General features: G+C 62.6%; 14 protein-coding genes. 10 read left to right on the forward strand and 4 right to left on the reverse strand.

The features are described from left to right. Window positions 1-11: 11 nt before the first annotated feature. Together HYX42_RS11170 and HYX42_RS11175 are read right to left on the reverse strand one after the other, a co-directional pair. Window positions 12-752, reverse strand: a complete 741-nt coding sequence (locus HYX42_RS11170; protein WP_293402901.1) for a LytTR family DNA-binding domain-containing protein — start codon at window positions 750-752, stop codon at window positions 12-14. Next, entirely contained in the window at window positions 749-1768 is a 1020-nt protein-coding gene (locus HYX42_RS11175; protein WP_293403491.1) for a histidine kinase, read from the reverse strand. Before HYX42_RS11175 ends, HYX42_RS11170 begins: the two co-directional genes overlap by 4 nt. A gap of 225 nt (window positions 1769-1993) precedes the next feature. Here HYX42_RS11175 and argH point away from each other — a divergent pair, with 225 nt between their 5' ends. Continuing rightward, window positions 1994-3385: an argininosuccinate lyase gene (argH, locus tag HYX42_RS11180; RefSeq protein WP_293402903.1), complete on the forward strand. Its 1392-nt coding sequence runs from the start codon at window positions 1994-1996 to the stop codon at window positions 3383-3385. 6 nt (window positions 3386-3391) lie between these two features. On the opposite strand, the gene HYX42_RS11185 is transcribed toward argH, so the two are convergent. Further along, on the reverse strand, window positions 3392-4825 hold the full coding sequence (locus HYX42_RS11185; RefSeq protein ID WP_293402905.1) for an MFS transporter: 1434 nt from the start codon (window positions 4823-4825) through the stop codon (window positions 3392-3394). A 92-nt stretch (window positions 4826-4917) separates the two neighbouring features. Here HYX42_RS11185 and HYX42_RS11190 point away from each other — a divergent pair, with 92 nt between their 5' ends. From HYX42_RS11190 to HYX42_RS11225, 8 genes are all read left to right on the forward strand, one after another. Further along, window positions 4918-5577, forward strand: a complete 660-nt coding sequence (locus HYX42_RS11190; protein ID WP_293402907.1) for a response regulator transcription factor — start codon at window positions 4918-4920, stop codon at window positions 5575-5577. Further along, window positions 5574-6956 carry an ATP-binding protein gene (locus tag HYX42_RS11195; protein ID WP_293402909.1) on the forward strand — a complete coding sequence of 461 codons (1383 nt, stop codon included), beginning with the start codon at window positions 5574-5576 and terminating at the stop codon, window positions 6954-6956. The genes HYX42_RS11190 and HYX42_RS11195 overlap by 4 nt, the downstream gene beginning before the upstream one ends. Before the next feature lie 192 nt (window positions 6957-7148). Then, window positions 7149-7352, forward strand: coding sequence for a helix-turn-helix transcriptional regulator (locus HYX42_RS11200; RefSeq protein ID WP_293402911.1), 204 nt, complete (start codon window positions 7149-7151; stop codon window positions 7350-7352). A gap of 247 nt (window positions 7353-7599) precedes the next feature. Next, window positions 7600-9099, forward strand: a complete 1500-nt coding sequence (locus HYX42_RS11205) for a DegQ family serine endoprotease (protein ID WP_293402913.1) — start codon at window positions 7600-7602, stop codon at window positions 9097-9099. A 126-nt stretch (window positions 9100-9225) separates the two neighbouring features. After that, window positions 9226-15165, forward strand: a complete 5940-nt coding sequence (locus HYX42_RS11210) for an MG2 domain-containing protein (protein ID WP_293403493.1) — start codon at window positions 9226-9228, stop codon at window positions 15163-15165. Window positions 15166-15239: 74 nt separating this feature from the next. Then, window positions 15240-17438, forward strand: coding sequence for a penicillin-binding protein 1C (gene pbpC, locus HYX42_RS11215; protein WP_293403495.1), 2199 nt, complete (start codon window positions 15240-15242; stop codon window positions 17436-17438). Window positions 17439-17516: 78 nt separating this feature from the next. Beyond that, complete coding sequence (locus HYX42_RS11220) at window positions 17517-18668, forward strand: alpha-hydroxy acid oxidase (protein WP_293402915.1); 1152 nt, start codon at window positions 17517-17519, stop codon at window positions 18666-18668. Window positions 18669-18747: 79 nt separating this feature from the next. After that, window positions 18748-19959 (forward strand): DNA polymerase IV, encoded by a 1212-nt coding sequence (locus tag HYX42_RS11225; protein WP_293402917.1) that lies wholly within the window; start codon window positions 18748-18750, stop codon window positions 19957-19959. A gap of 8 nt (window positions 19960-19967) precedes the next feature. On the opposite strand, the gene HYX42_RS11230 is transcribed toward HYX42_RS11225, so the two are convergent. Then, window positions 19968-20423 carry a c-type cytochrome gene (locus HYX42_RS11230; protein WP_293402919.1) on the reverse strand — a complete coding sequence of 152 codons (456 nt, stop codon included), beginning with the start codon at window positions 20421-20423 and terminating at the stop codon, window positions 19968-19970. 212 nt (window positions 20424-20635) lie between these two features. On the opposite strand from HYX42_RS11230, the gene HYX42_RS11235 reads away from it, so the two are divergent. Further along, window positions 20636-21562 carry a DUF3034 family protein gene (locus tag HYX42_RS11235; RefSeq protein ID WP_293402921.1) on the forward strand — a complete coding sequence of 309 codons (927 nt, stop codon included), beginning with the start codon at window positions 20636-20638 and terminating at the stop codon, window positions 21560-21562. Window positions 21563-21580 lie beyond the last annotated feature (18 nt).

Genomic DNA, 21580 nt, shown 5'->3' on the forward strand with positions numbered 1-21580 from the left:
TATCCAACTCTTCAGCTGGCAATCGCTTCCCGCACAGCACTGAGCTGCCGCCGCGAAACAGCCAGCAGTTCATCAATGCCATTGAGCCGCACAGCCCATCCCTCCCCCTCCTCAGGATCGAAATGCTTTTCAAGCGCACGCACCGCACGGCGCGCAATAAGGGCGTTGCGGTGTATGCGCATGAACTGCTTTGCGTATTTTTCTTCAAGCTCGCTCAGCGAACCGTCAAGGATGTAGCTGCGCGTGGCCGTGCGCACGGTGATGTATTTGAGTTCGGCCTTCAGGTACAACACCTCGGCCAACGGTACACGCTCGGTGCGGCCCCTGTCCTGGATGAGCAGGGTTTCTTCAGGCTGGTCATGCTGTGGTTCACGTGAAGGCTGCCTTGCACGTTCCACCTTCAGCAGCGCCTGCTGCAGGCGCTCCAGCCGCACCGGCTTGGTCAGGTAATCGACGGCTTCAAGCTCGAAAGCCTGCACCGCGTGCTCGGCATGCGCGGTGACAAACACCACGGCGGGCGGACGGGGCAGCGCTGCAATATTGCGGGCCAGCATGAGTCCGTCCGCGCCCGGCATGTGAATGTCCAGCAGCACGACGTCAAATGTTTCGCGCTGCAGTGCGGTCATGGCCTGAACCGCATTGGCTGCTTCGGCATGCACGTCCGCGCCCGGCTGCGTGCAATCGCCCAGCAGGGTGCGCAAGCGGGCACGTGCCAGGCTCTCATCGTCAACGACCAGCACCCTGAGCTTCATGCCGGTATCTCCATGCGGACCTGGAAGACGCCATCCCTGAAGACGGTCTGGAAACGCGCCTGCACATCATGCAGCAGCAGCAGCCGGTCGCGCACATTGGCCAGCGCCAGGCCGTGGCCGCGCTCGCCCACACCCGAGGGCGAAGAGTTGGTGACCTTGATGACCACCGTACCGGCGCGGCGCACCGTCGATATCTTGACCTGCGCCCCGCTGGCGCTGGGCTCGACGCCGTGGCGTATGGCGTTCTCTACCAGCGGCTGCAGCAGCAGGGGCGGCAGCCGCGCTTCGCTGGCCAGGGGGTCCAGACTCCATTCGACACGCAGGCGCTCGCCAAACCGTATTTCCTCAATCGCCAGATAGCGCCGTGCCAACGTGATCTCCTGGCCCAGGGTGACCGATTCGGCAGGGTCGGCCAGCGCGCTGCGAAACAGCTCGCTGAGGTCTTCAAGCACGGCCTCGGCCTTGAGCGGCTCGGCACGTACCAGTGCAATGGCGCTGTTGAGGGTGTTGAACAGAAAGTGCGGGCGAATGCGTGACTGCAGTTCGGCCAGGCGGGCTGTTGTCTCTGCGGGCATGCGCGCCCGGGCACGCCAGAACAGGCCCGCCATCAATACCGCCGACATCAATGCGCCCGAGGCAGCGCTGGCCCACCACAATGCCGGCTGGAGCAGGCCCATCCAGTACAGCAGGCCGCACCCGTAAAGCCCCGCCACGCCGCCAAGAGCGATGCCGGCCAGCCACTGACCTCGCGTGCGCAGGCGGTTGAGGTACTTTTTGAGGCCGCAGGCCACAATCAGCCACGCCAGCGTGGCCGGCAGGAAACCGCCTGTCAGTATGGCGAAGCGCAACACCCAGTCCGAAGGGCGTGCCGCGCCAAACATCGCACCTACCGCCACCACAGCCTCGACAAACAGCACAGCACGCAGCACCACACCGACCTGGCAGGCGTCAAACATGCCGGGCCGCACAGGCGCCGCAGCGGCAGCGTCCTGCAAGCCGGACGTGAAGCTGCCCATGAGCGTGGACTCTGCAAAGTGACCGGAATGGCCTGAATCGGGCAGCAGCGGCATGTGGACGGTGGGGGGGCGCGCAGCCCCAGATAAAATCAGGCCTCAAGTATTGCACTGGTCGCGGCCCCGTGGACAGGGTTTGCCCCCCGCTCACGGGTATTTCGCTGCTGATTCGTTCCTGATCTGCAATGAAATCGCTCCCGCCCTGCCCAGCGCCAAAGAAAGCCTCCCGTGAACCAACTCGATAAAAAGTCCCAAGCCTGGTCGGCCCTGTTCTCCGAACCCATGAGCGACCTGGTCAAGCGCTACACGTCCAGCGTGTTTTTCGACAAGCGCCTGTGGCAGGCCGACATTGCAGGTTCGCTCGCCCACGCAGATATGCTGGCGGCGCAAAAAATCATTGGCGCTGCAGACCATGAGTCCATCAAAAAAGGCATGGCGCAGATCACGGCAGAAATCGAATCCGGCGCCTTTGAATGGAAGCTGGACCTCGAAGACGTGCACCTGAACATCGAGGCGCGCCTGACGCAGATCGTCGGCGATGCGGGCAAGCGCCTGCACACCGGCCGCTCCAGGAACGACCAGGTGGCGACCGATGTGCGCCTGTGGCTGCGCGGCGAGATCGACCTGATTACCGACCTGCTCACCGACCTGCAAAAGGCGCTGGTGGATATTGCCGACAAGAACATCGAAGTCATACTGCCCGGCTTCACGCATCTGCAGGTGGCACAGCCGGTGAGCTTTGGCCACCACATGCTGGCCTATGTCGAAATGTTCAGCCGCGATGCCGAGCGCATGCTGGAAATCCGCAAACGCGTGAACCGCCTGCCCTTGGGCGCGGCAGCGCTGGCAGGCACCAGCTATCCGCTGGACCGCGAACGTGTCGCCGCCACTCTGGGTATGGACGGCGTCTGCCAGAACAGCCTGGACGCGGTGAGCGACCGCGACTTTGCGATTGAATTTACCGCCGCCGCCACGCTGGCCATGGTGCACATCAGCCGCATGAGCGAGGAGCTGATCTTGTGGATGAGCCAGAACTTCGGCTTCATACAAATTGCAGACCGCTTCACGACCGGCTCTTCCATCATGCCGCAGAAGAAAAACCCCGATGTGCCAGAACTGGCGCGCGGCAAGACAGGCCGTGTGGTCGGCCACCTGATGGGCCTGATCACCCTGATGAAGGGTCAGCCGCTGGCCTACAACAAGGACAACCAGGAAGACAAGGAGCCGCTGTTCGACACCGTCGACACGCTCAAGGACACGCTGCGCATCTTTGCCGAAATGGTGGGCGGCATCACCGTCAAGCCCGAAGCGATGGAAAAAGCCGCCCTGCGCGGCTATGCCACCGCCACCGACCTTGCCGATTACCTTGTCAAGAAGGGCCTTCCCTTCCGCGATGCACACGAGATCGTCGCGCACGCCGTGAAGGCCGCCACCGCACATGCGGTGGACCTGTCAGAGTTGCCGCTGACCGTGCTGCAGGAGTTCAACCCGAAGATTGAGAAAGACGTGTACGACGTGCTCAGCCTGCGCGGCTCACTGAACGCCCGCAACACGCTGGGCGGTACCGCGCCGGCGCAGGTGCGTGCGCAGATAGCACGGCACCGCGCGCGGCTTGGTTAAACGAAGCTAGTTCTTGCGCCCTATCACCTCATGCCCGGCCTGCGCAGACAGCTTCAGGTAGGGCAGCAGGCTCAAGATGCCGATGATGCAAACGCCCACAAAGGCGATGCGGAAATCCGTCACACCCAGCGCCGCGCCGCCATGAAAGGCTTGCGCGCCAGCAAGCAGCAGCGCCGCCATGGTGATGCCCAGCGTCTGGCCCAGCGATTGTGAAATTGATGTGAGCGTTGCTGCATGCGCGCGCTCTGCATTGCTCACATCCACAAAAGCCAGCGTGTTGATGGCGGTGAACAGCATGGAGCGCACCCCACCGGCCAACACCAGCACCGCGACCGTGAACACAAAAGGTGTCTGCGGCGTGAGAAAGCCGATCACGGCAATCAGCAGCATGGCCATCATGCCGTCGACCAGCAGCACCTGTTTGAAACCAAAGCGTCTCAGCATGGGGCTGGTGATGGACTTCATCACCAGGTTGCCCAGAAAGTAGGGCAGCATCATGGCGCCGGCAGCCGCAGCACTCAGGCCAAAACCCAATTGCAGGCCCAGCGGCAGCAGGTAGGGCGTCGCATGCAGGCAGGCCGCTGAATAAATGCCGGCCGATGCCGTTGCCAGCCTGAAGGTGTCGGCCTTCAGCGGCGCCAGGCTGATGACCGGGTGCGCGGTGCGTTTGAGGTGCCTGAAGGCGAGCGACAGAAGAATGGCGCCCACCGCAACCAGCCCCATGGCCAGCGGCCAGCGCCCTTTTTCAGACGCGGCAATCACCGTCATCTCAAGCCCGCCGAACAGCGCGGCCAGGCCTGTGGCTGTCATCGCGGCGCCCGGCCAGTCCATGGGCAGGCGATGCGCCTTGCCGTCTTTGGGAACAAATTTCATCGTCAGCCCCAGCGCGACCAGCCCCAGCGGGACATTGATCAAAAAGTTCCAGCGCCAGGATGCATAGGTGGTGATCAGCCCTCCAATGGGCGGCCCGAGCACGGGCGCCAGCAAGGCGGGCCAGACCAGCATGGAGGTGATGTTCAGCAGGTCAGACTTGGGCGCATCGCGTATGGCCAGCGTGCGGCCCACGGTGAACATCAGCCCGCCGGCTGCGCCCTGCACCACACGCGCGGCAATCAGTTGCCACAGCGCCATCGATGCGCCGCAGGCGGCAGACGACAGCATGAACAGCGCAATCGCCGCCAGGTAGACACGGCGTGCGCCGAACTTGCCGCACAGCCAGCCGGACAGCGGCATGGCGACGACCGACGCCAGCAGATAGCCGGTGATCGTGGGGCTGAGCGCGAGCGGCTGTACGCCCATGCTGAGCGCGACCTGCGGCAAAGATGTGTTGAGAATGGAACCGTCGAGCAGCAGCAGGAAGAACACACCTGCCACGGTGAGGACAGCAGCGCGGGAACTGCTGGATTTCGGTGCAGTCGCTGCCGCTTCGGAAATGGTCATTCCCCAATCTTAGAGAAACTTCGATCGCCCTGCAGGGCCATCAGGCCCACCTAAGATTTGGGCGGCATACTCCGGGTATCAAAGGACTTTGAATGCGTTTACTGCTGGTTGAAGACGACGCCATGATCGGGGAGACGGTTCTCAATGTGCTGCGCCGCGAGCACTATGCCGTCGACTGGGTGCGTGACGGCAGCATGGCCGACCAGGCCCTGCGTACGGCCGGGTACGACCTCGTGCTGCTGGACCTCGGCCTGCCCAAACGCGATGGGCTGGATGTGCTGCGCGCATTGCGCAGCCGCCGCAGCACCGTGCCGGTGCTGATCGCCACCGCGCGTGATGGCGTCAGCGACCGCATCGCCGGACTGGACGCCGGCGCCGATGACTATGTCGTCAAACCCTATGACACCGACGAACTGCTCGCCCGCATACGCGCCCTGCTGCGCCGCAGCGCAGGCCGCGCGGAGCCGGCGTTTGAACACAAGGGCGTCAGCCTGAACCCCGCCACCCGCGAGGCATCCGTCAACGGCCAGCCGGTGTCGCTCTCGGCCCGCGAATGGGCCGTGCTGGAGCCGCTGATTGCACGGCCAGGCGCGGTGCTGTCTCGCACCCAGCTTGAAGAAAAACTCTTCAGCTGGAAAGACGATGTCAGCAGTAACGCGGTCGAGGTCTACATCCACGGCGTGCGCAAGAAGCTGGGCAATGATTTCATCCAGACCGTGCGCGGACTGGGCTACCTGGTGCCCAGGGAATGAGCGCGACACACTCTTTAAGAGCGCGCCTGCTCTGGTTCATTCTGGTAGCAATCCTGCTAGGCGCCGTGCTGCAGGCCATCACCGCCTACCGCGGCGCACTGCAGCAGGCAGACGCCATGTTTGACGATCACCTGCAGCAGGTGGCGCGCTCCATGCGCAGCGGCGCGCCGCTGGGAGGCGCATTTGAAGAAGGCACCGATGGCGACGGGTTTGATCTGTATGTGCAGATCTGGGGGCCGGACGGCACGCAGCTCTTTCGCTCGTCACGCTCTGCCCTGCCGCCGCGCGCGGTGCTGGGTTTCTCGGATGTAGAAGCCAATGGCAACCGCTACCGCGTTTACTCGCTGCAAACGCCTTTGCAGACGGTACAGATTGCCCAGGACCTGAGCGCCCGGACCGCGCGCGCGCGTGCGCTGGCCATCAGGGCTGTGCTGCCGTTTGCGCTGCTCACGCCGCTGCTCATGCTGGCCGTGTGGTGGGTCATCAGCCGCTCACTCGCGCCCATAGAGCGCGCCCGCAAACAGGTTGCGCAGCGCGCGGCCGACGACTTCTCGCCACTGCCGAATACCGATTTGCCGGACGAGGTCAGGCCGCTGGTGGACGAACTCAACCTGCTCTTCGGCCGGGTACGCGGCGCCTTCGATGCGCAGAAAAATTTTGTTGCCGATGCCGCGCATGAGCTGCGCTCGCCGCTCACGGCGCTCAAGCTGCAGGCACAGGCCCTGCGCAAACCCGACGACGACCCCGCCGCGCGCGAAGCAGGCGTTGCACGGCTGAACCAGGGCATAGACCGCGCCATCCGGCTGGTAGAGCAACTGCTGGCGCTGGCGCGTGCGGAAGCTGCAGGCACGCCGGCCAGCGGCAGCGCACACGCCGCGCTGCAGGATGTGGTGAAGCTGGCTGTGGCCGATGTACTGCCGCATGCCCAGCACCGGCAGATAGACCTTGGTGTGGCGGGCGACCTGCCTGACGCGCCCGTGAAGGTCAGCGGTCAGCTTGAAGCGCTGCGCGTGCTGCTGCGCAACCTGCTGGACAACGCCGTCAAGTACACGCCCACGGGCGGGCGGGTCGATGTGTCGCTGCAACTTGACGGCGGCCAGCCCCTGCTGCGCGTGGAAGACAGCGGCCCCGGCATCGCCGAGGAAGAACGCGAGCGCGTGTTCGACCGCTTCTACAGGGGCGCCCAGACGGTGGCTGCTGCGAACCACGGCGAAGAAGCATCTGCCGAAGCCGCGCCCGCAACAGGCAGCGGCCTGGGCCTGGCCATAGTGCAGGCGATTGCCGCGCAGCACGGCGCAACGCTGCAGTTGGGCCGCTCCGAACGCCTGGGCGGGTTGCAGGTGGATGTGCGCTTCCCGCCCAGCGCATCCCCACGCTGATACGGAAATCATATTTGCTACTGATTTAATAGCTTCTCACGTGCGTATTTATTGGCCTGCAGCCTTTTTTGCCCCTAAAAGTAGCCCCAAATCGCTATTTTTGAGCCTGCTGAGACCCGTTTGACGGCCCCAGGCTCCAAAATGTAAAGTAAACTTTACATCATCCAAAAACTGCACTGGAGATCGCCCCGCATGAACAACCGCATCCACGAACTCCGCCTGGCCCGTGGCCTGTCGCAAGCTGCGCTGGCAGCCGAGCTCCAGGTGTCACGCCAGACCATCAACGCCATAGAAGCCGGCCGCTCCGACCCCAGCCTGGCGCTCGCCTTTGCGATTGCGCGCCTGTTCGGCACACGCATAGACAAGGTCTTCCAGGACCACGCGCCCAGCCTGTGAGGCTGCGCAACTAGCCACACGCTGCGGCTTCAAACGGAGATGAACGGCCCACAGCGAAGCGAGGTCTTCGCAAGCAGGGTCCGCGGAACCGGCTTCGCCGGGCCGCAGGAGCAGCGCCCCCTCGGGGGGCAGCGCAGTACGCGAAGCGACAAGCGTGGGGGCCTTAAGACTTGTCTAAGACTCCATCCTCATAGTTATGGGTACCGGCAACAAGCCGTGTGCCCATCAACCTATCAAGGATGAAACCATGAAATCTGCAGCCCTTAAAAACACATCACTGGTTGCCGCCCTTCTGACTGCCGGCGCCATTGGCGGTGCCGGTGTGAGTGCATTGAACGCCCTGCACTCGCCATCCGTCGCCGCACCAGCCCCCATCGTCTCCAGTGCAACCGGCATCACCGGCGGCGCAACCCTGCCAGACTTTCCGCAAATCACCGAGCGCTACGGCCCGGCCGTGGTCAACATCAGCGTGACCGGCACCACCAGGGTGTCTGATGACGATGCATTGGCCCAGGGTGAAGACGGCGCGGGCATGGACCCCTTCCTTGAATTCTTCAAGCGCTTCCAGCAAGGCCAGGGCATGTCGCCCGGCCAGCGTCGTGGCGCACCGCAGGAGATGCCAACGCGCGGCCAGGGCTCGGGTTTTATCGTCAGCCCTGACGGCATCATCCTGACCAACGCCCACGTGGTGAAGGGCGCAAAAGAAGTCACCGTCAAGCTGACCGACCGCCGCGAATACCGTGCCAAGGTGCTGGGCTCTGACCCCAAGACCGATGTGGCCGTGCTGCGCATTGATGCGAAGAACCTGCCAGTGGTCTCCATAGGCAAAACCTCCGACCTGCGCGTCGGCGAATGGGTGCTGGCGATCGGCTCGCCCTTCGGTTTCGAGAACACCGTCACCGCAGGCGTGGTCAGCGCCAAGGGCCGCTCACTGCCCGACGACAGCGCTGTACCCTTCATACAGACCGACGTGGCTGTGAACCCCGGCAACTCGGGCGGCCCGCTGTTCAACTCGCGTGGCGAGGTGGTCGGCATCAACTCGCAGATCTACAGCCGCAGCGGCGGTTACCAGGGTGTGTCGTTTGCCATCCCCATGGACATCGCCACCAAGATCAAGGACCAGATCGTCGCCACCGGCAAGGCCGAGCACGCGCGCCTGGGCGTGGCCGTGCAGGAAGTCAACCAGACCTTTGCCAACTCCTTCAAGCTCGACAAGCCCGAAGGCGCGCTGGTCTCGAATGTTGAAAAAGGCGGCCCCGCCGACAAGGCAGGCCTGCAGCCCGGCGACGTGATCCGCAAGGTCAACGGACAGGCCGTGATTTCTTCCGGCGATTTGCCTGCAGTCATCAGCATGGCCGCGCCCGGCGACACGGTGAAGCTGGAGATCTGGCGTCAGGGTTCGTCGAAAGAACTCTCGGCACGCCTGGCCAATGCCAACGACAAGAGCAAGGAAGTGGTCGGCAAGAACGAGGCACCCAGCCAGGGCAAGCTTGGCCTGGCGCTGCGCCCTCTGCAGCCCGATGAACGCCAGGAAGCAGGCGTGGACAGCGGCCTGGTCGTGCAGCAGGCCACCGGCCCTGCCGCGCTGGCAGGCGTGCAGTCAGGCGACGTGCTGATCTCCATCAACGGCACGGCCGTAAAGAACGTGGACCAGGTTCGCGCTGCAGTGGCCAAGTCAGACAAATCAGTCGCCCTGCTGATCCAGCGCGGCAGTGACCGGATTTTTGTGCCGGTGAACCTGGGTTGAAATTTTTCATCTCCATCTTGAAAAGCGGGCCCTGTGCCCGCTTTTTTGTTACATACAAATCAGCTACGCTTGACCCTCCAATGAGGAGGATTCGTGGTCAAGTTCACTACAAAAATAGCCGTCGCCATGATGGCAACTGCAGCCATGCAGGCGCACGCATTCCAGGTCACCAGCCTTTCGCCGCAGGGAGAGGTCTCGCGCGTTCGCCAGGTGGTTGCCAAATTTGACGACAGCGCCGTGAATTTCGGCGATCCCAAGGCTCCGGCACCACTTTCCTTAAGTTGCAGCGATGCGCAGGCCAGCAAGGGCAGCGGGCGCTGGACCAGTGACCGCGAATGGGCGTTTGAATTCGAGAACGACCTGCCGCCCGGCGTGAGCTGCAACCTGCAGGTGCGCAACGGGATGAAGTCCGCGTCCGGAGTGACCCTCACAGGCCCGGGCGCCTACAAATTCAACACCGGCGGCCCCTTCATCACCAGCCTCAGGCCCGGCTCCTACGAACGCATCGACGAAGAACAGTACTTTTTGCTGCGCCTCAATGGCCCTGCCACGTTGCAGAGCGTGCAGGAGAACGTCTGGTGTTCGGTGGAAGGCCTGGGTGAACGCGTTCCCGTCAAGCTCATCGCGGGCGCCGAGCGCGAAGGCCTGCTGAAATCGCAGGGCCTGGACAAGGCCGCCGCCAAAGACCCCCTGAAGTTCGTCACGCTGGCCTGCAACCGCCGGCTGACACCGGCGGCAAAGATACAGCTGGTCTACGGCAAGGGCGTGAGCACGCCCAGCGGCGTGCCCAACTCGATTGAAAAGCGCTACAACTTCCAGGTGCGTGAGCCGTTTGCGGCCAGCTTCAACTGCGAGCGTGAAAACGCACAGGCTGCCTGCCTGCCGATTCGCCCCATGAGCCTGAACTTCAACGCACCTGTGCCGCGCAAGCTGGCAGAGGGCATACGCCTGAAGTCGGGTTCCAATACGCTAAAGCCAGTGTTCGATGCTGAAAGCGGCGACGCCGCCGATGTGGTCAGCAACATCATCTTCAAGCCACTGTTTGCCGAGCAGGCGCAGTATGTGCTGGAATTGCCGAAAGACTTCAAGGACGCATCGGGCCGCACCTTGCGCAACGCCGACAGCTTTCCGCTCAAGGTGGCTACCGGCGCCATGCCGCCGCTGGCGAAATTTGCGGCATCGCCCTTCGGCATCGTCGAGCGTTTTGCAGAACCCAATACCAAAGCCAGCGACCCGGCGCTTCTGCCAGTTACGCTGCGCAATGTTGAGGCAGCCCTGCAGGTCAAGGGCGTCACGCCGGCAGCCATCACTGCCCCTGCCGGAAAGGTCAGCGACCTCCAACCCAAAACCGACGCCGACATCATCGCGTGGTTCCGCAAGGTGCAGCGCTATGACGACTATGAGGTCGAGCGCAAACAGGCCGCGGCAGATATCAAGGGGCCGCTGCCAAAAATACTTGATGCGAAAACAAAAGAGTATGTGCAGACGCGCATGCTGTCGCTGCTGGCAGGCCAGCCGGGTGTGAAGACGCTGGATCTGCCCAAGCCTGTGAACAACGACCCAAGGCCTTTTGAAGTGGTCGGCATACCGCTCACGCCGGGCTTTCACGTCGTTGAAATCGCATCGCAAAAACTCGGTACCTCGCTGCTCGACGAACGCCACGGCGCCAGCCGGACCATGTATGTGCGCACGTCAGCGCTGGTCACCAATCTGGGCGTGCATTTCAAGCTGGGGCGCGAAAACGCAATGGCCTGGGTTACCACACTGGACAAGGGCGCGCCCGTGGCCAACGCCGTGGTACGTGTCTCAGACTGTCAGGGCGCAGAGCTTGCGAAGGCCACCACCAATGCGCAGGGTATTGCCAACTTCACGGGCCTCTCGCCGCAGGCGCCTAAATGCGGGCGTGATGACTATCGCTCGGCTTACTTCGTCAGTGCCCGGGTAGCTGTATCTGGCGTGGAAGATATGGCTTTCACATGGAGCGACTGGCATAAAGGCATAGAAGCCTGGCGCTTCAATGTGCCGACCAGTACCGAAATGCGACCCGATGAAGTGGCCCACACGATTTTTGACCGCACGCTGCTGCGCGCCGGTGAAACCGTGTCGATGAAACACATATTGCGCACGCAAACCAGCAAGGGCTTTGGCCTGGCCGAAGTGCAGCCGTCGACACTGGTCGTCACGCACATCGGCAGCGGGCAGAAATACACGCAACCCATCACCTGGCGCAAGACGGCGACGGGCGGCTCAAGCGCAGAGAACACCTTCGCGATTCCGCCTGCGGCCAAGCTGGGCATGTACGAAGTGACATTGCAGGGCGACCCGAAAGCGGACGAACGCAGCCGCAACTTCACCAGCGGCCAGTTCCGGGTTGAAGAGTTCAGGCTGCCTGTGCTTGAAGGCCGGGTGACGCCTGCCGAGAAAAAAGCGCTGGTCAATGTGAAGACGGTGCCGACGGATGTGCAGATCAACTACGTCGCCGGCGGCGGCGCGGTCAGCCTGCCGGTCCGGGTGTCTGCACTGGTGCGCGGCAAGGGCTTGAGCTACAGCGACTACGAAGAATTCAACTTCTCGCCACCGCGCGGCAAGCGCAGCGACAACCCCGACGCCGACGAAGAAAACACCGCCTCGCAAGACCAGCGTGTGATTGCCGACAAGCTGCCGCTGACGCTGGACCGCAACGGCGCAGGCAAGGTAACCGTCGATAACGTACCGGTGTCAAAACAGCCGCAGGAGCTGCTGCTGGAAGCCACCTACGCCGACCCCAATGGTGAAGTGCAAACCATACGCAGCGTCTCCACGCTGTGGCCGGCCAGTGTGATCGCCGGCATCAAGACCGAGGGCTGGGTATCCGCCAGCCAGAAGATCAGGTTCCAGGCACTGGCGCTTGATTTGAGTGGCAAGGCCGCGGCCGATGTGTCCATGGAAGTCAAAGCCATTGCGCGCATCGTCACCACCAGCCGCAAACGCATGGTGGGCGGTTTTTACACCTACGACAACAAGACCGAAACAAAAGACCTCGGCAGCGTCTGCAGCGGCAAGAGCGATTCGCGCGGCCTGCTGCTCTGCGAAACAAAACTGGGCGAAGCCGGTGAGGTTGAACTGATCGTCACCGCAAAAGACAAGGACGGCAACACCATACAGGCGGCAAGTTCTGTTTACGTGACCAAGCAGGGCGAACTGTGGTTCGGTGGTGAAAACCATGACCGCATGGATGTGCTGCCCGAAAAGAAAAGCTACCAGCCCGGCGACACCGCGAAGTTCCAGGTGCGCATGCCTTTCCGTTTCGCGACAGCGCTGGTGGCCATTGAGCGCGAAGGCATCATCGAAACACAGGTGGTGCAGCTCAACGGCCAGGACCCGACCATCAATCTGAAGATCAAGGACGGCTGGGGCCCGAATGTGTATGTGAGCGTGCTGGCCCTGCGTGGGCGGCTGCGCGAGGTGCCGTGGTACAGCTTTTTCACCTGGGGCTACAAGGCGCCGCGTGAATGGTGGACATCCTTCTGGTACGAGGGCCGCGAATATGTCGCGCCGACTGCGCTGGTCGATTTGAGCAAGCCGGCCTTCAGGCTTGGCCTGGCGGAAATCCGCGTCGGCACCAAAGCGCACCAGCTTGATGTGAGCGTGAAGGCCGACAAGGAAAGCTATGCCGTGCGCAGCCAGGCCAGGGTGACTATTCAAGTCAAGCTGCCAAATGGCCAGCCCGCCGCGAATGCCGAAGTGGCACTGGCCGCCGTTGACCAGGCGCTGCTGGAGTTGATGCCCAACAGCAGCTGGAACATCCTTGACGCCATGTTGCAGCGCCGCGCCTGGGGCGTGGAAACGTCAACCGCGCAGATGGAAATCATTGGCCGCAGGCACTATGGCCGCAAGGCCGTGGCAGCAGGTGGCGGCGGCGGGCGCAGCAACACACGCGAACTGCTGGAGACCCTGCTGCTCTGGAACCCGAAGGTGGTGCTGGACGCCAACGGCCAGGCGATTGTGAATGTGCCGCTCAATGATGCACTGACGACCTTCAAGATTGTGGCCGTCGCCGATGCGGGCACCGGCATGTTCGGCATCGGGCAGACCAGCATCAAGGCGACGCAGGATTTGCAGATCATCAGCGGCCTGCCGCCGCTGGTGCGAGAGGACGACAACTTCCGTGCTCAGCTCACCCTGCGCAACACGACCAAGGCGGCGATGAAGGTGGAAGTGACGCCGCGTGCCACGCTGCTCGACCTGAAACCGCAAACGGTAGACATTCCGGCAGGTGAAGCACGTGAAGTCGCATGGTTGGTGACGGCACCGGCACAACTCGCCTTCACGCGGGCCGAAGCCATACTCTGGGAGATAGAGGCCAAAGACACGGTGAGCGGCGCGCGTGACGGCCTGAAGGCGCGCCAGCGCATCATCCCTGCTGTGCCATTAACGGTGCAGCAGGCCACGCTGGTGCAGGTTGATGGCTCGTTCAACCTAGACGTCAACCCGCCTGCAGATGCGCTGCCGGGCCGGGGTGGACTGAAGATGTCGCTGCAACCAAAACTCGCCGAAGGCATGGACGGGGTGCGTGACTGGTTTGCCAACTACCCCTTCGCCTGCCTGGAACAGAAGACCAGCAAGTCAGTGGGCCTGCGTGACGGCAAGCTGTGGCAGACAGTTGTGGGGCAGATACCCAACTACCTGGACAGTGACGGCCTGGCCAGCTACTTCCCGCCGCGTGAGGGCGAAGGCTCACGCGGCAGTGACATCCTGACCTCTTACCTGCTGGCTGCCACCCATGAAGCCGCCAGCATCAACCCGGCGTTTGCACTGCCTGACGAGGTTCGTGCGCCCATGGAACGCGGCCTCATCGGTTTTGTCGAAGGCCGCATTCAGCGCGAGTTCTGGAGCCCGCGCAAGGACCTCGACGTGCGCAAGCTCGCCGCCATCGAAGCGCTGTCGCGCTACGGCAAGGCGCAGGGCCGCATGGTCGGCAGCATCACCATCGCGCCCAACCAGTGGCCGACAAGTGCAGTGATCGACTGGCTGAACATCCTCAAGCGCGTGGCCGATGTGCCGCAGCGCGAGCAGCGCCTGGCGGAAGCAAACCAGATCATCCGCTCGCGCCTGTCCTTCCAGGGCACCAAGCTGATCTTCAGCACCGAAAAGGACGACTACTGGTGGTGGCTGATGACCAATGGCGATGTCAACACCGCGCGCCTCATGCTGGCCGTGATGGACGACCCGGCGTGGAAAGACGACATGGGACGGCTTGCCAATGGCTTTATTGCTCGCCAGCAAAAAGGCGCATGGCACACCACGACTGCCAACCTGTGGGGCGGGCTGGCGCTGGACAAATTCTCTGCAAGGTTTGAAGCCACGCCCGTGGCCGGCGTCACCAGGGCCACACTGGCCTCGGCGGCGGCAGCTACGGCCAGTGTGGACTGGAGCAAGGTCGACCGGGTCAAAGCCACCGACTCTGCGGGCGCACCCAACCAGACTACGTTCTTCGGCGCACCAGCATCGCCCGGTAACCTGCGTAACAACAGCATGTTCCTGCCATGGGGCAAAGCGGGCAAGGACACGCTGACCGTGACGCATCAGGGCGCAGGCAAGCCGTGGCTGACGCTGCAGTCGATTGCGGCCATCCAGCTGAAAGAGCCCTTCAACGCGGGCTACCAGATCAAAAAGACCATCACCCCGGTCGAGCAGGCCGTCAAAGGGGTGTACACACGCGGCGACGTTCTGCGCATCACACTTGAAGTGAATGCCAGCGCCGACATGACCTGGGTCGCCATCACCGACCCGGTGCCCGGTGGCGCGACGATTCTCGGCAGCGGCCTGGGCCGCGATTCGCAGATCGCCACCAGCGGCGAAAAGAAATCAGGCGCAGGCTGGCCGGCATTCGAAGAGCGCAGCTTCGAGGCCTTTCGCAGTTACTACGAGTACCTGCCCAAGGGTGTCGTGAAGATGGAGTACACCGTGCGTCTCAACAACGTCGGCGAGTTCGCCCTGCCGCCAAGCCGTGCAGAGGCGATGTATGCGCCCGAGATGTTTGGCGAGGCGCCGAATGCGCGGGTGAAGGTGGAGGCAGTGAAGTGACAAGCGATATCGTTGCGGGGTCGACCCGCAATCCATCTGCCGGCTTTCAAATCGGTGTTGGCATGACGCGCCTGATGGGCGGACTGTTGATCTCGGCTTCTGCTTTTTCTGCCTGGGCATTGCCTGCGTTCGACGAAGTCAAACGCGATTTCAAACCATCTGACACAGTCATCCTTGACCGCAATGGTGAAGTCATACAGCGCCTGCGCACCGATGCCACGGTGCGGCGCGGCCAGTGGGTGGCGCTGCCGGACATCTCGCCGGCGCTGCGCACGGCGCTGGTGCTCAGCGAGGACAAGCGTTTTTATGAACACAGCGGCGTGGACTGGCGTGCCGTATCTGCTGCGGCCTGGGGCAACCTGTGGAACACAAAGACACGCGGCGCATCGACCATCAGCATGCAGCTTGCAGGTCTCGTCGATGAAGACTGGCGCGCAGGCGCCCGTGGCCGAAGCCTGACGCAGAAGATAGGCCAAACGGTGTCAAGTCAGGTGCTGGAAGCGCGCTGGCGCAAGGACCAGATCCTGGAGGCTTACCTCAACCTTGTGCCGTTTCGCGGTGAGACTGTGGGCATTGATGCGCTGAGCCGCACGCTCTTCGGCAAGGCTGCGCACGGGCTGGATGAACGGGAGGCTGCGCTGGCGGCTGCACTGGTGCGTGCGCCGAATGCAAAAGCGGCGCAGGTCACGCAGCGCGCGTGTGGGGTTCTCAAGCTCCTTCAATCTCCGGCAAAAGCGGACTGCGAAGGCCTGGACCTGTTCGCCACTGCGGCGCTTCAGCGCAAGGCATTCGATGCGTCTGAAGGATTCGCGCCGCACTTTGCACGCCAACTGGTACGAGCTGACACGCCTGCAAAAAAAGCCGCACCGGCCAGCATCTCATCCACCCTGCGCGCCCCGCTGCAGCGCTTTGCCGTGCAAACACTGACCCAGCAACTGCGTGAACTGCGGGGCCGGCATGTGGAAGACGGCGCCATCATCGTGCTGGACAACGCCAGCGGCGAGGTGCTGGCCTGGGTGGGCTCATCGGGTGAACTCAGCGGCGCGGCAGAGGTTGACGGCGTGCTCGCGCTGCGCCAGCCCGGCTCCACGCTCAAGCCTTTTCTCTACGCCCAGGCCATTGCAGAAAAACGCATGACGGCCGCATCGCTGCTTGATGACTCCCCCACCAACATACAGACCGCGGGCGGGCTCTACATTCCGCAAAACTATGATCGCCAGTTCAAGGGCCATGTGTCTGCACGCACCGCACTGGGCGCTTCACTCAACGTGCCCGCCGTACGCACACTGGTCATGGTGTCGCCAGATGCTTTCCAGAAGCAGCTCAAACTGGCGGGTGTGCCATTGAAAGAATCTGGGGACTACTACGGCTATAGCCTGGCACTGGGCAGCAGTGAGGTGTCGCTGCTGTCACTCGCCAATGGCTACCGTACCCTGGCCAATGCGGGCCGCTACAGCCCCGTCGCGATGGGCAGAACCGTCAAACCCGAGTTCACGCCAGCGATAGACCCGCGCGCCGCCTTCATCGTTACCGACATCATGGCCGACCCGCTGGCACGTGCCCGAACCTTCGGCACCGACAGCGTCCTGGCCACGCGTTTCTGGACCGCCGTGAAAACCGGTACCAGCAAGGACATGCGCGACAACTGGGCCATGGGGTATTCGCAGCGTTACACCGTCGGCGTCTGGGTGGGCAATTCAAGCGGTGCCCCGATGTGGGATGTCAGCGGCACCAGCGGCGCAGCGCCTGTGTGGGCTGCGGTGATGAACTACCTGCACAAAACAGAACCCAGCCGGTCACCCGCACCGCCCCCAGGCCTGGTTCAGGCGCGCACAGGGTTTGGCAAACAACTTGAGGCGGCACGCAACGAATGGTTTATCGCCGGTACCGAGCAAAAAGTATTTGCCATGGATGCGCCAGGAGATGCCGGTTTCAAGCGTGCCAAAAACACATCTGAAGAGGCGCAGGAAGCACCTCGCATCACCGCACCGGCCTCGGGCACCATCATCGCGCTCGACCCGGACATCCCGCCCAATCGCCAGCGCCTGAGCTTCAGCGCTGAAGGCCGAAACCTGCGCTGGCTGATGGACGGCAAGGAGTTTGCACGTGGCAGCGACGCCCAGTGGCTGCCCTGGCCGGGTCGGCATGTGGTGCAACTGGCTGATGCCCGCGGCAAGGTGCTTGACGAAATACGCCTTGAAGTGCGCGGTGCAGGCGTCAAAAACACGCCAGAACCGGCCCCGAAAGCAGCGCCCAAGCCCGCATCAAAATAATTTCACGCGCAAAAAGCAGTATTCACACCGGGCAACGCAGCCCGCCACTAACATCTCTGGCAAACGAAGGAGACATCCGTGCCCGTGATCACCAATATTTCAGACCTGCGCGAGCTGGCCAAAAAGCGCGTGCCGCGCATGTTTTATGACTATGCCGACTCGGGCTCCTGGACCGAAGGCACTTACCGGGCCAACGAGGCCGATTTCCAGAAAATCCTGCTGCGCCAGCGCGTGGCGGTGAACATGGAAAACCGCAGCACAGCCACCCTCATGGCCGGCGTGAAAACGAAAATGCCTGTGGCCATCGCACCCATAGGCCTGATGGGCATGCAGCATGCCGATGGCGAAATCCACGCTGCACGGGCGGCCGAAAAATTCGGCATTCCCTTTACGCTGTCGACCATGAGCATCTGCTCCATGGAAGACATCGCCGCCGCGACACAGGCGCCCTTCTGGTACCAGCTCTACATGATGCGTGACCGCAGCGCCATGGAGGCCATGATTGCCCGGGCCCGCAAGGCCCGCTGCAGCGCACTTGTTTTGACGCTGGACCTGCAGGTCATAGGCCAGCGCCACAAGGACATCAAGAATGGCCTCACAGCGCCACCCAAACCCACCATTGCCAACATCATCAACCTGATGACCAAGCCGCGCTGGTGCATGGGCATGGCCGGCACAAAACGCCGCAGCTTCGGCAACCTGGTCGGCCACGTGAAGGCCGTGAGCGACATGAGCTCGCTCGCAGTGTGGACCAACGAGCAATTCGACCCGCGCCTGTCATGGGCCGATGTCGCCTGGGTGCGTGAGCGCTGGGATGGCAAGCTGGTACTCAAGGGCATACAGGATGTCGAGGACGCGAAGCTGGCCGCACAAAGTGGCGCAGATGTCATTGTCGTCAGCAACCACGGCGGCCGCCAGCTGGACGGTGCGCCATCGAGTATCACCGCCCTGCCGCCCATCGTCGAAGCGGTGGGCGACCAGATCGAGGTCTGGATGGACGGCGGCATACGCTCGGGTCAGGACGTGCTCAAGGCATGGGCGCTGGGCGCGCGTGGCACCATGATTGGCCGTGCCGTGGTCTACGGGCTGGGGGCCATGGGCGAAGCGGGCGTGACCAAAGCCCTGCAGATCATTCACAAGGAACTTGACGTGACCATGGCGTTTTGCGGCCACACCGACATCCAGAAAGTAGACAGGGCGATTTTGTTGCCAGGCACTTACCCGGTCTGATCGACACAGGTCGGGTAGCCAACTTCCCTATACCGGCAGGACTGCGCGCATTCATTTTCAGAAGCGGCAAAATCGGGGGATGCCCCCCATTCGCCGAATCGCCCACCTCGACATGGACGCTTTTTTTGCGTCCGTCGAACTGCTGCGCTACCCCCAGCTCAAGGGGCTGGCCGTGGTCATCGGTGGCGGCAGGCGCAAGGTGGATGAAGCACTCAGCGCCGTCCCCGAGCGGCAGCCGCGCTTTATTCCCGTGGCGGACTTCCCCCTGCTCAAGGATTACGTCGGGCGCGGCGTGATCACCACGGCCACCTATGCGGCGCGGCAGTTTGGTGTGGGCTCTGCGATGGGCATGATGAAGGCGGCAAAACTCTGCCCGCAGGCCATCGTGCTGCCGGTGGATTTTGACGAGGTACGGCGTTTCTCGCGCCTCTTCAAAAGCACAATTGCAGAGATCGCACCCGTCATGCAGGACCGCGGCGTGGATGAGGTTTACATCGATTTTACGGATGTCCCGGGCGGGCAGCGCGAGGGTGGCCGTGTGCTGGCGCGTCTCATACAGAAAGCGATTTTTGAGAAGACAGGCCTCACCTGCTCGATAGGTGTTGCGCCCAACAAGCTGCTGGCCAAGATGGCCAGCGAGTTCAACAAGCCCAACGGCATTTCCATCGTTTATGAAGAAGACCTGGAAACAAAGATCTGGCCGCTCAATGTGCGCAAGATCAACGGCATAGGCCCCAAGGCGGGTGAGAAGCTGGCCAAACTTCATATTCACACCATAGGAGAACTCGCCGCGCAGGACCCCCAGTGGCTGATAGACAACTTCGGGAAATCCAGCGGCGCATGGATGCATGAGGTCGCCTGGGGCCGCGATGACAGGCCGGTGGAAACCCACAGCGAGCCGGTGAGCATGAGCCGCGAGACCACCTTCGGGCGCGACCTGCACGCCGTGCGCGACAAGGCCGAACTGGGCGAAATATTCACATCACTGTGCGAGAAGCTGGGCGAGGATTTGCAGCGCAAGGGTTATGTCGCCAAAACCATAGGCATCAAGCTGCGTTATGACGACTTCAGGATTGCCACCCGCGACCAGACCATCCAGGCCTACATAGCCGATGGCCAGACCATCCGCAAGATAGCCGGGCAGTGCCTCAAGCGGGTAGCGCTCGACAGAAGGCTCCGGTTGCTGGGCGTACGCGCCAGCACCCTGGCCAGGGCTGGCGACGAAGCGGTCAGCGCCGCTTCACCCCCGCAGGCGGCAGAAGCCGTGGTGGCAACAGACCAGCTCTTCTAGCAAATGGATTATTTGAGCGTGGCGAGGTAGGCAATCAGGTCGGCCCGCTCCTGGGCACTGTCAACCTGAAAACCCATGCGCTGGCCCCTGACCAGCTCTTCGGGGTCTTCAAGCCAGACATTGAGCGTCTGCGGCGTCCAGCGCAGGCGTGACGCCGCAAGCTCATCCGAATATTTGTAGCCCGGCAAGCTGCCTATGCGCCTGCCCATGACACCGCGGTGCGCGGGCCCAATCCTGTTGCTGTCTACCGCGTGGCAGGCCGTGCACCGGGCCTGGTAGAGCGCCGCACCGCGCTGTACATCACCAGTTGCAGGCGTCACCCATTCACGCGCCGCCGCAGGCTTTGCTACTGCCTGCGCCTGGGCAGAACCCATGGCGCTGAGTGACAGAAGCAGGACGGCAAGCACCCTGCCAGGTCTTTGTCCCGCCAGCCACGCCGTGCTGGCTGTACACATGAAACGCATAAAACTCCCTGCCTTGGCTTCAACTGTTACCGGACCTCGGAAGGGTGCCGTCATGTTCTCAATACGTGAAGTAGTTCCGTTTTGGATTCACGGACAGACAAATTAAAAGTTTTCACAAAAAGCTGAATCCAGTTGTATCAAAAGGTACGTATAGCAGTTCGAGCATGCATTCGCATTGCACGCCGCCCCACGATTCCCCTCCAAGGACTGCCATGAACAAGAATTTTGCAATCACCCTCCTGGCCGCCTCAGCGGCACTCTCCTTCACAGGTGCCCAAGCCGAAACCGGCAAGCTGCTGCTGACCGGCGGCGTCAGCAGTGTTGATGGTGCAGCCGGTGGCGGCCTGACGCCCTGGGCCGTGATCGGCAGCAATGCCACAGACGGCGAAACCGGCTTCTCGGCATTTGCCACCCGCGCTGGCACAAAGGACTATGGCCTGACTGTTCTGGGCGCAGCCATCGGCTTCAACGATAAATATGAAATCTCGATTGCCAGCCAGGACCTGGACACGCGCAGCGCGGTTGCGGCATTGGGCCTGCCCGGCCTGCACCTGAAACAGACCATCCTGGGCGCCAAGGTGCGCGTGCTGGGCGATGCCATTCTTGACAGCGACAGCCTCATGCCGCAGGTTGCCGTGGGCGTGGAATTCAAGAACCTCGGCAGTTCCAGGTTCGACGGGACGCTTGCGGCACTGGGCGCCAAACGCAGCGGCGTCGACCTGTATGTCAGCGCCACCAAACTTTTTCTGGGCCAGAGCCTGCTGCTCAACGGAACCCTGCGTGCAACCAGGGCCAACCAGAATGGGCTGCTCGGCTACGGCGCAACACTGGGGGGCAGCGAAAACAGCTATTCCCTGCAGCCCGAGTTCTCGGTGGGTTACCTGCTGAGCAAAAACGTGGTCGTAGGCGCCGAATACCGCTTCATGCGCAACAAGCTCGAAAAAGCGGGCAACGCCGCCTTCGGTGCGGGCTCGGGCGCATTGCGCTCACAAGACTGGAAAGACATCTACATCGCCTGGGCACCCACCAAAAATTTCTCGCTCACCCTGGCCTATGCAGACCTCGGCGTCATCGTGCCCGCCACGACCGCCAGCCGCAAGCAGGCCGGTTACTACATCTCTGCCCAGCTCGCCTTCTGATCAGGCCGGCACCACACA

The sequence above is a fragment of the Polaromonas sp. genome (assembly GCF_016185115.1).
In the GTDB taxonomy this organism is placed as follows: Bacteria; Pseudomonadota; Gammaproteobacteria; order Burkholderiales; family Burkholderiaceae_C; genus Polaromonas.

What these genes read in the sequence shown, in the direction of transcription:
- HYX42_RS11170 (WP_293402901.1), bottom strand. Translation starts at nt 752, where the DNA reads ATGAAGCTCAGGGTGCTGGTCGTTGACGATGAGAGCCTGGCACGTGCC.
- HYX42_RS11175 (WP_293403491.1), bottom strand. Translation starts at nt 1,768, where the DNA reads ATGGGCAGCTTCACGTCCGGCTTGCAGGACGCTGCCGCTGCGGCGCCT.
- HYX42_RS11185 (WP_293402905.1), bottom strand. Translation starts at nt 4,825, where the DNA reads ATGACCATTTCCGAAGCGGCAGCGACTGCACCGAAATCCAGCAGTTCC.
- HYX42_RS11190 (WP_293402907.1), top strand. Translation starts at nt 4,918, where the DNA reads ATGCGTTTACTGCTGGTTGAAGACGACGCCATGATCGGGGAGACGGTT.
- HYX42_RS11195 (WP_293402909.1), top strand. Translation starts at nt 5,574, where the DNA reads ATGAGCGCGACACACTCTTTAAGAGCGCGCCTGCTCTGGTTCATTCTG.
- HYX42_RS11200 (WP_293402911.1), top strand. Translation starts at nt 7,149, where the DNA reads ATGAACAACCGCATCCACGAACTCCGCCTGGCCCGTGGCCTGTCGCAA.
- HYX42_RS11205 (WP_293402913.1), top strand. Translation starts at nt 7,600, where the DNA reads ATGAAATCTGCAGCCCTTAAAAACACATCACTGGTTGCCGCCCTTCTG.
- HYX42_RS11210 (WP_293403493.1), top strand. Translation starts at nt 9,226, where the DNA reads ATGATGGCAACTGCAGCCATGCAGGCGCACGCATTCCAGGTCACCAGC.
- pbpC (WP_293403495.1), top strand. Translation starts at nt 15,240, where the DNA reads ATGGGCGGACTGTTGATCTCGGCTTCTGCTTTTTCTGCCTGGGCATTG.
- HYX42_RS11225 (WP_293402917.1), top strand. Translation starts at nt 18,748, where the DNA reads ATGCCCCCCATTCGCCGAATCGCCCACCTCGACATGGACGCTTTTTTT.
- HYX42_RS11230 (WP_293402919.1), bottom strand. Translation starts at nt 20,423, where the DNA reads ATGCGTTTCATGTGTACAGCCAGCACGGCGTGGCTGGCGGGACAAAGA.
- HYX42_RS11235 (WP_293402921.1), top strand. Translation starts at nt 20,636, where the DNA reads ATGAACAAGAATTTTGCAATCACCCTCCTGGCCGCCTCAGCGGCACTC.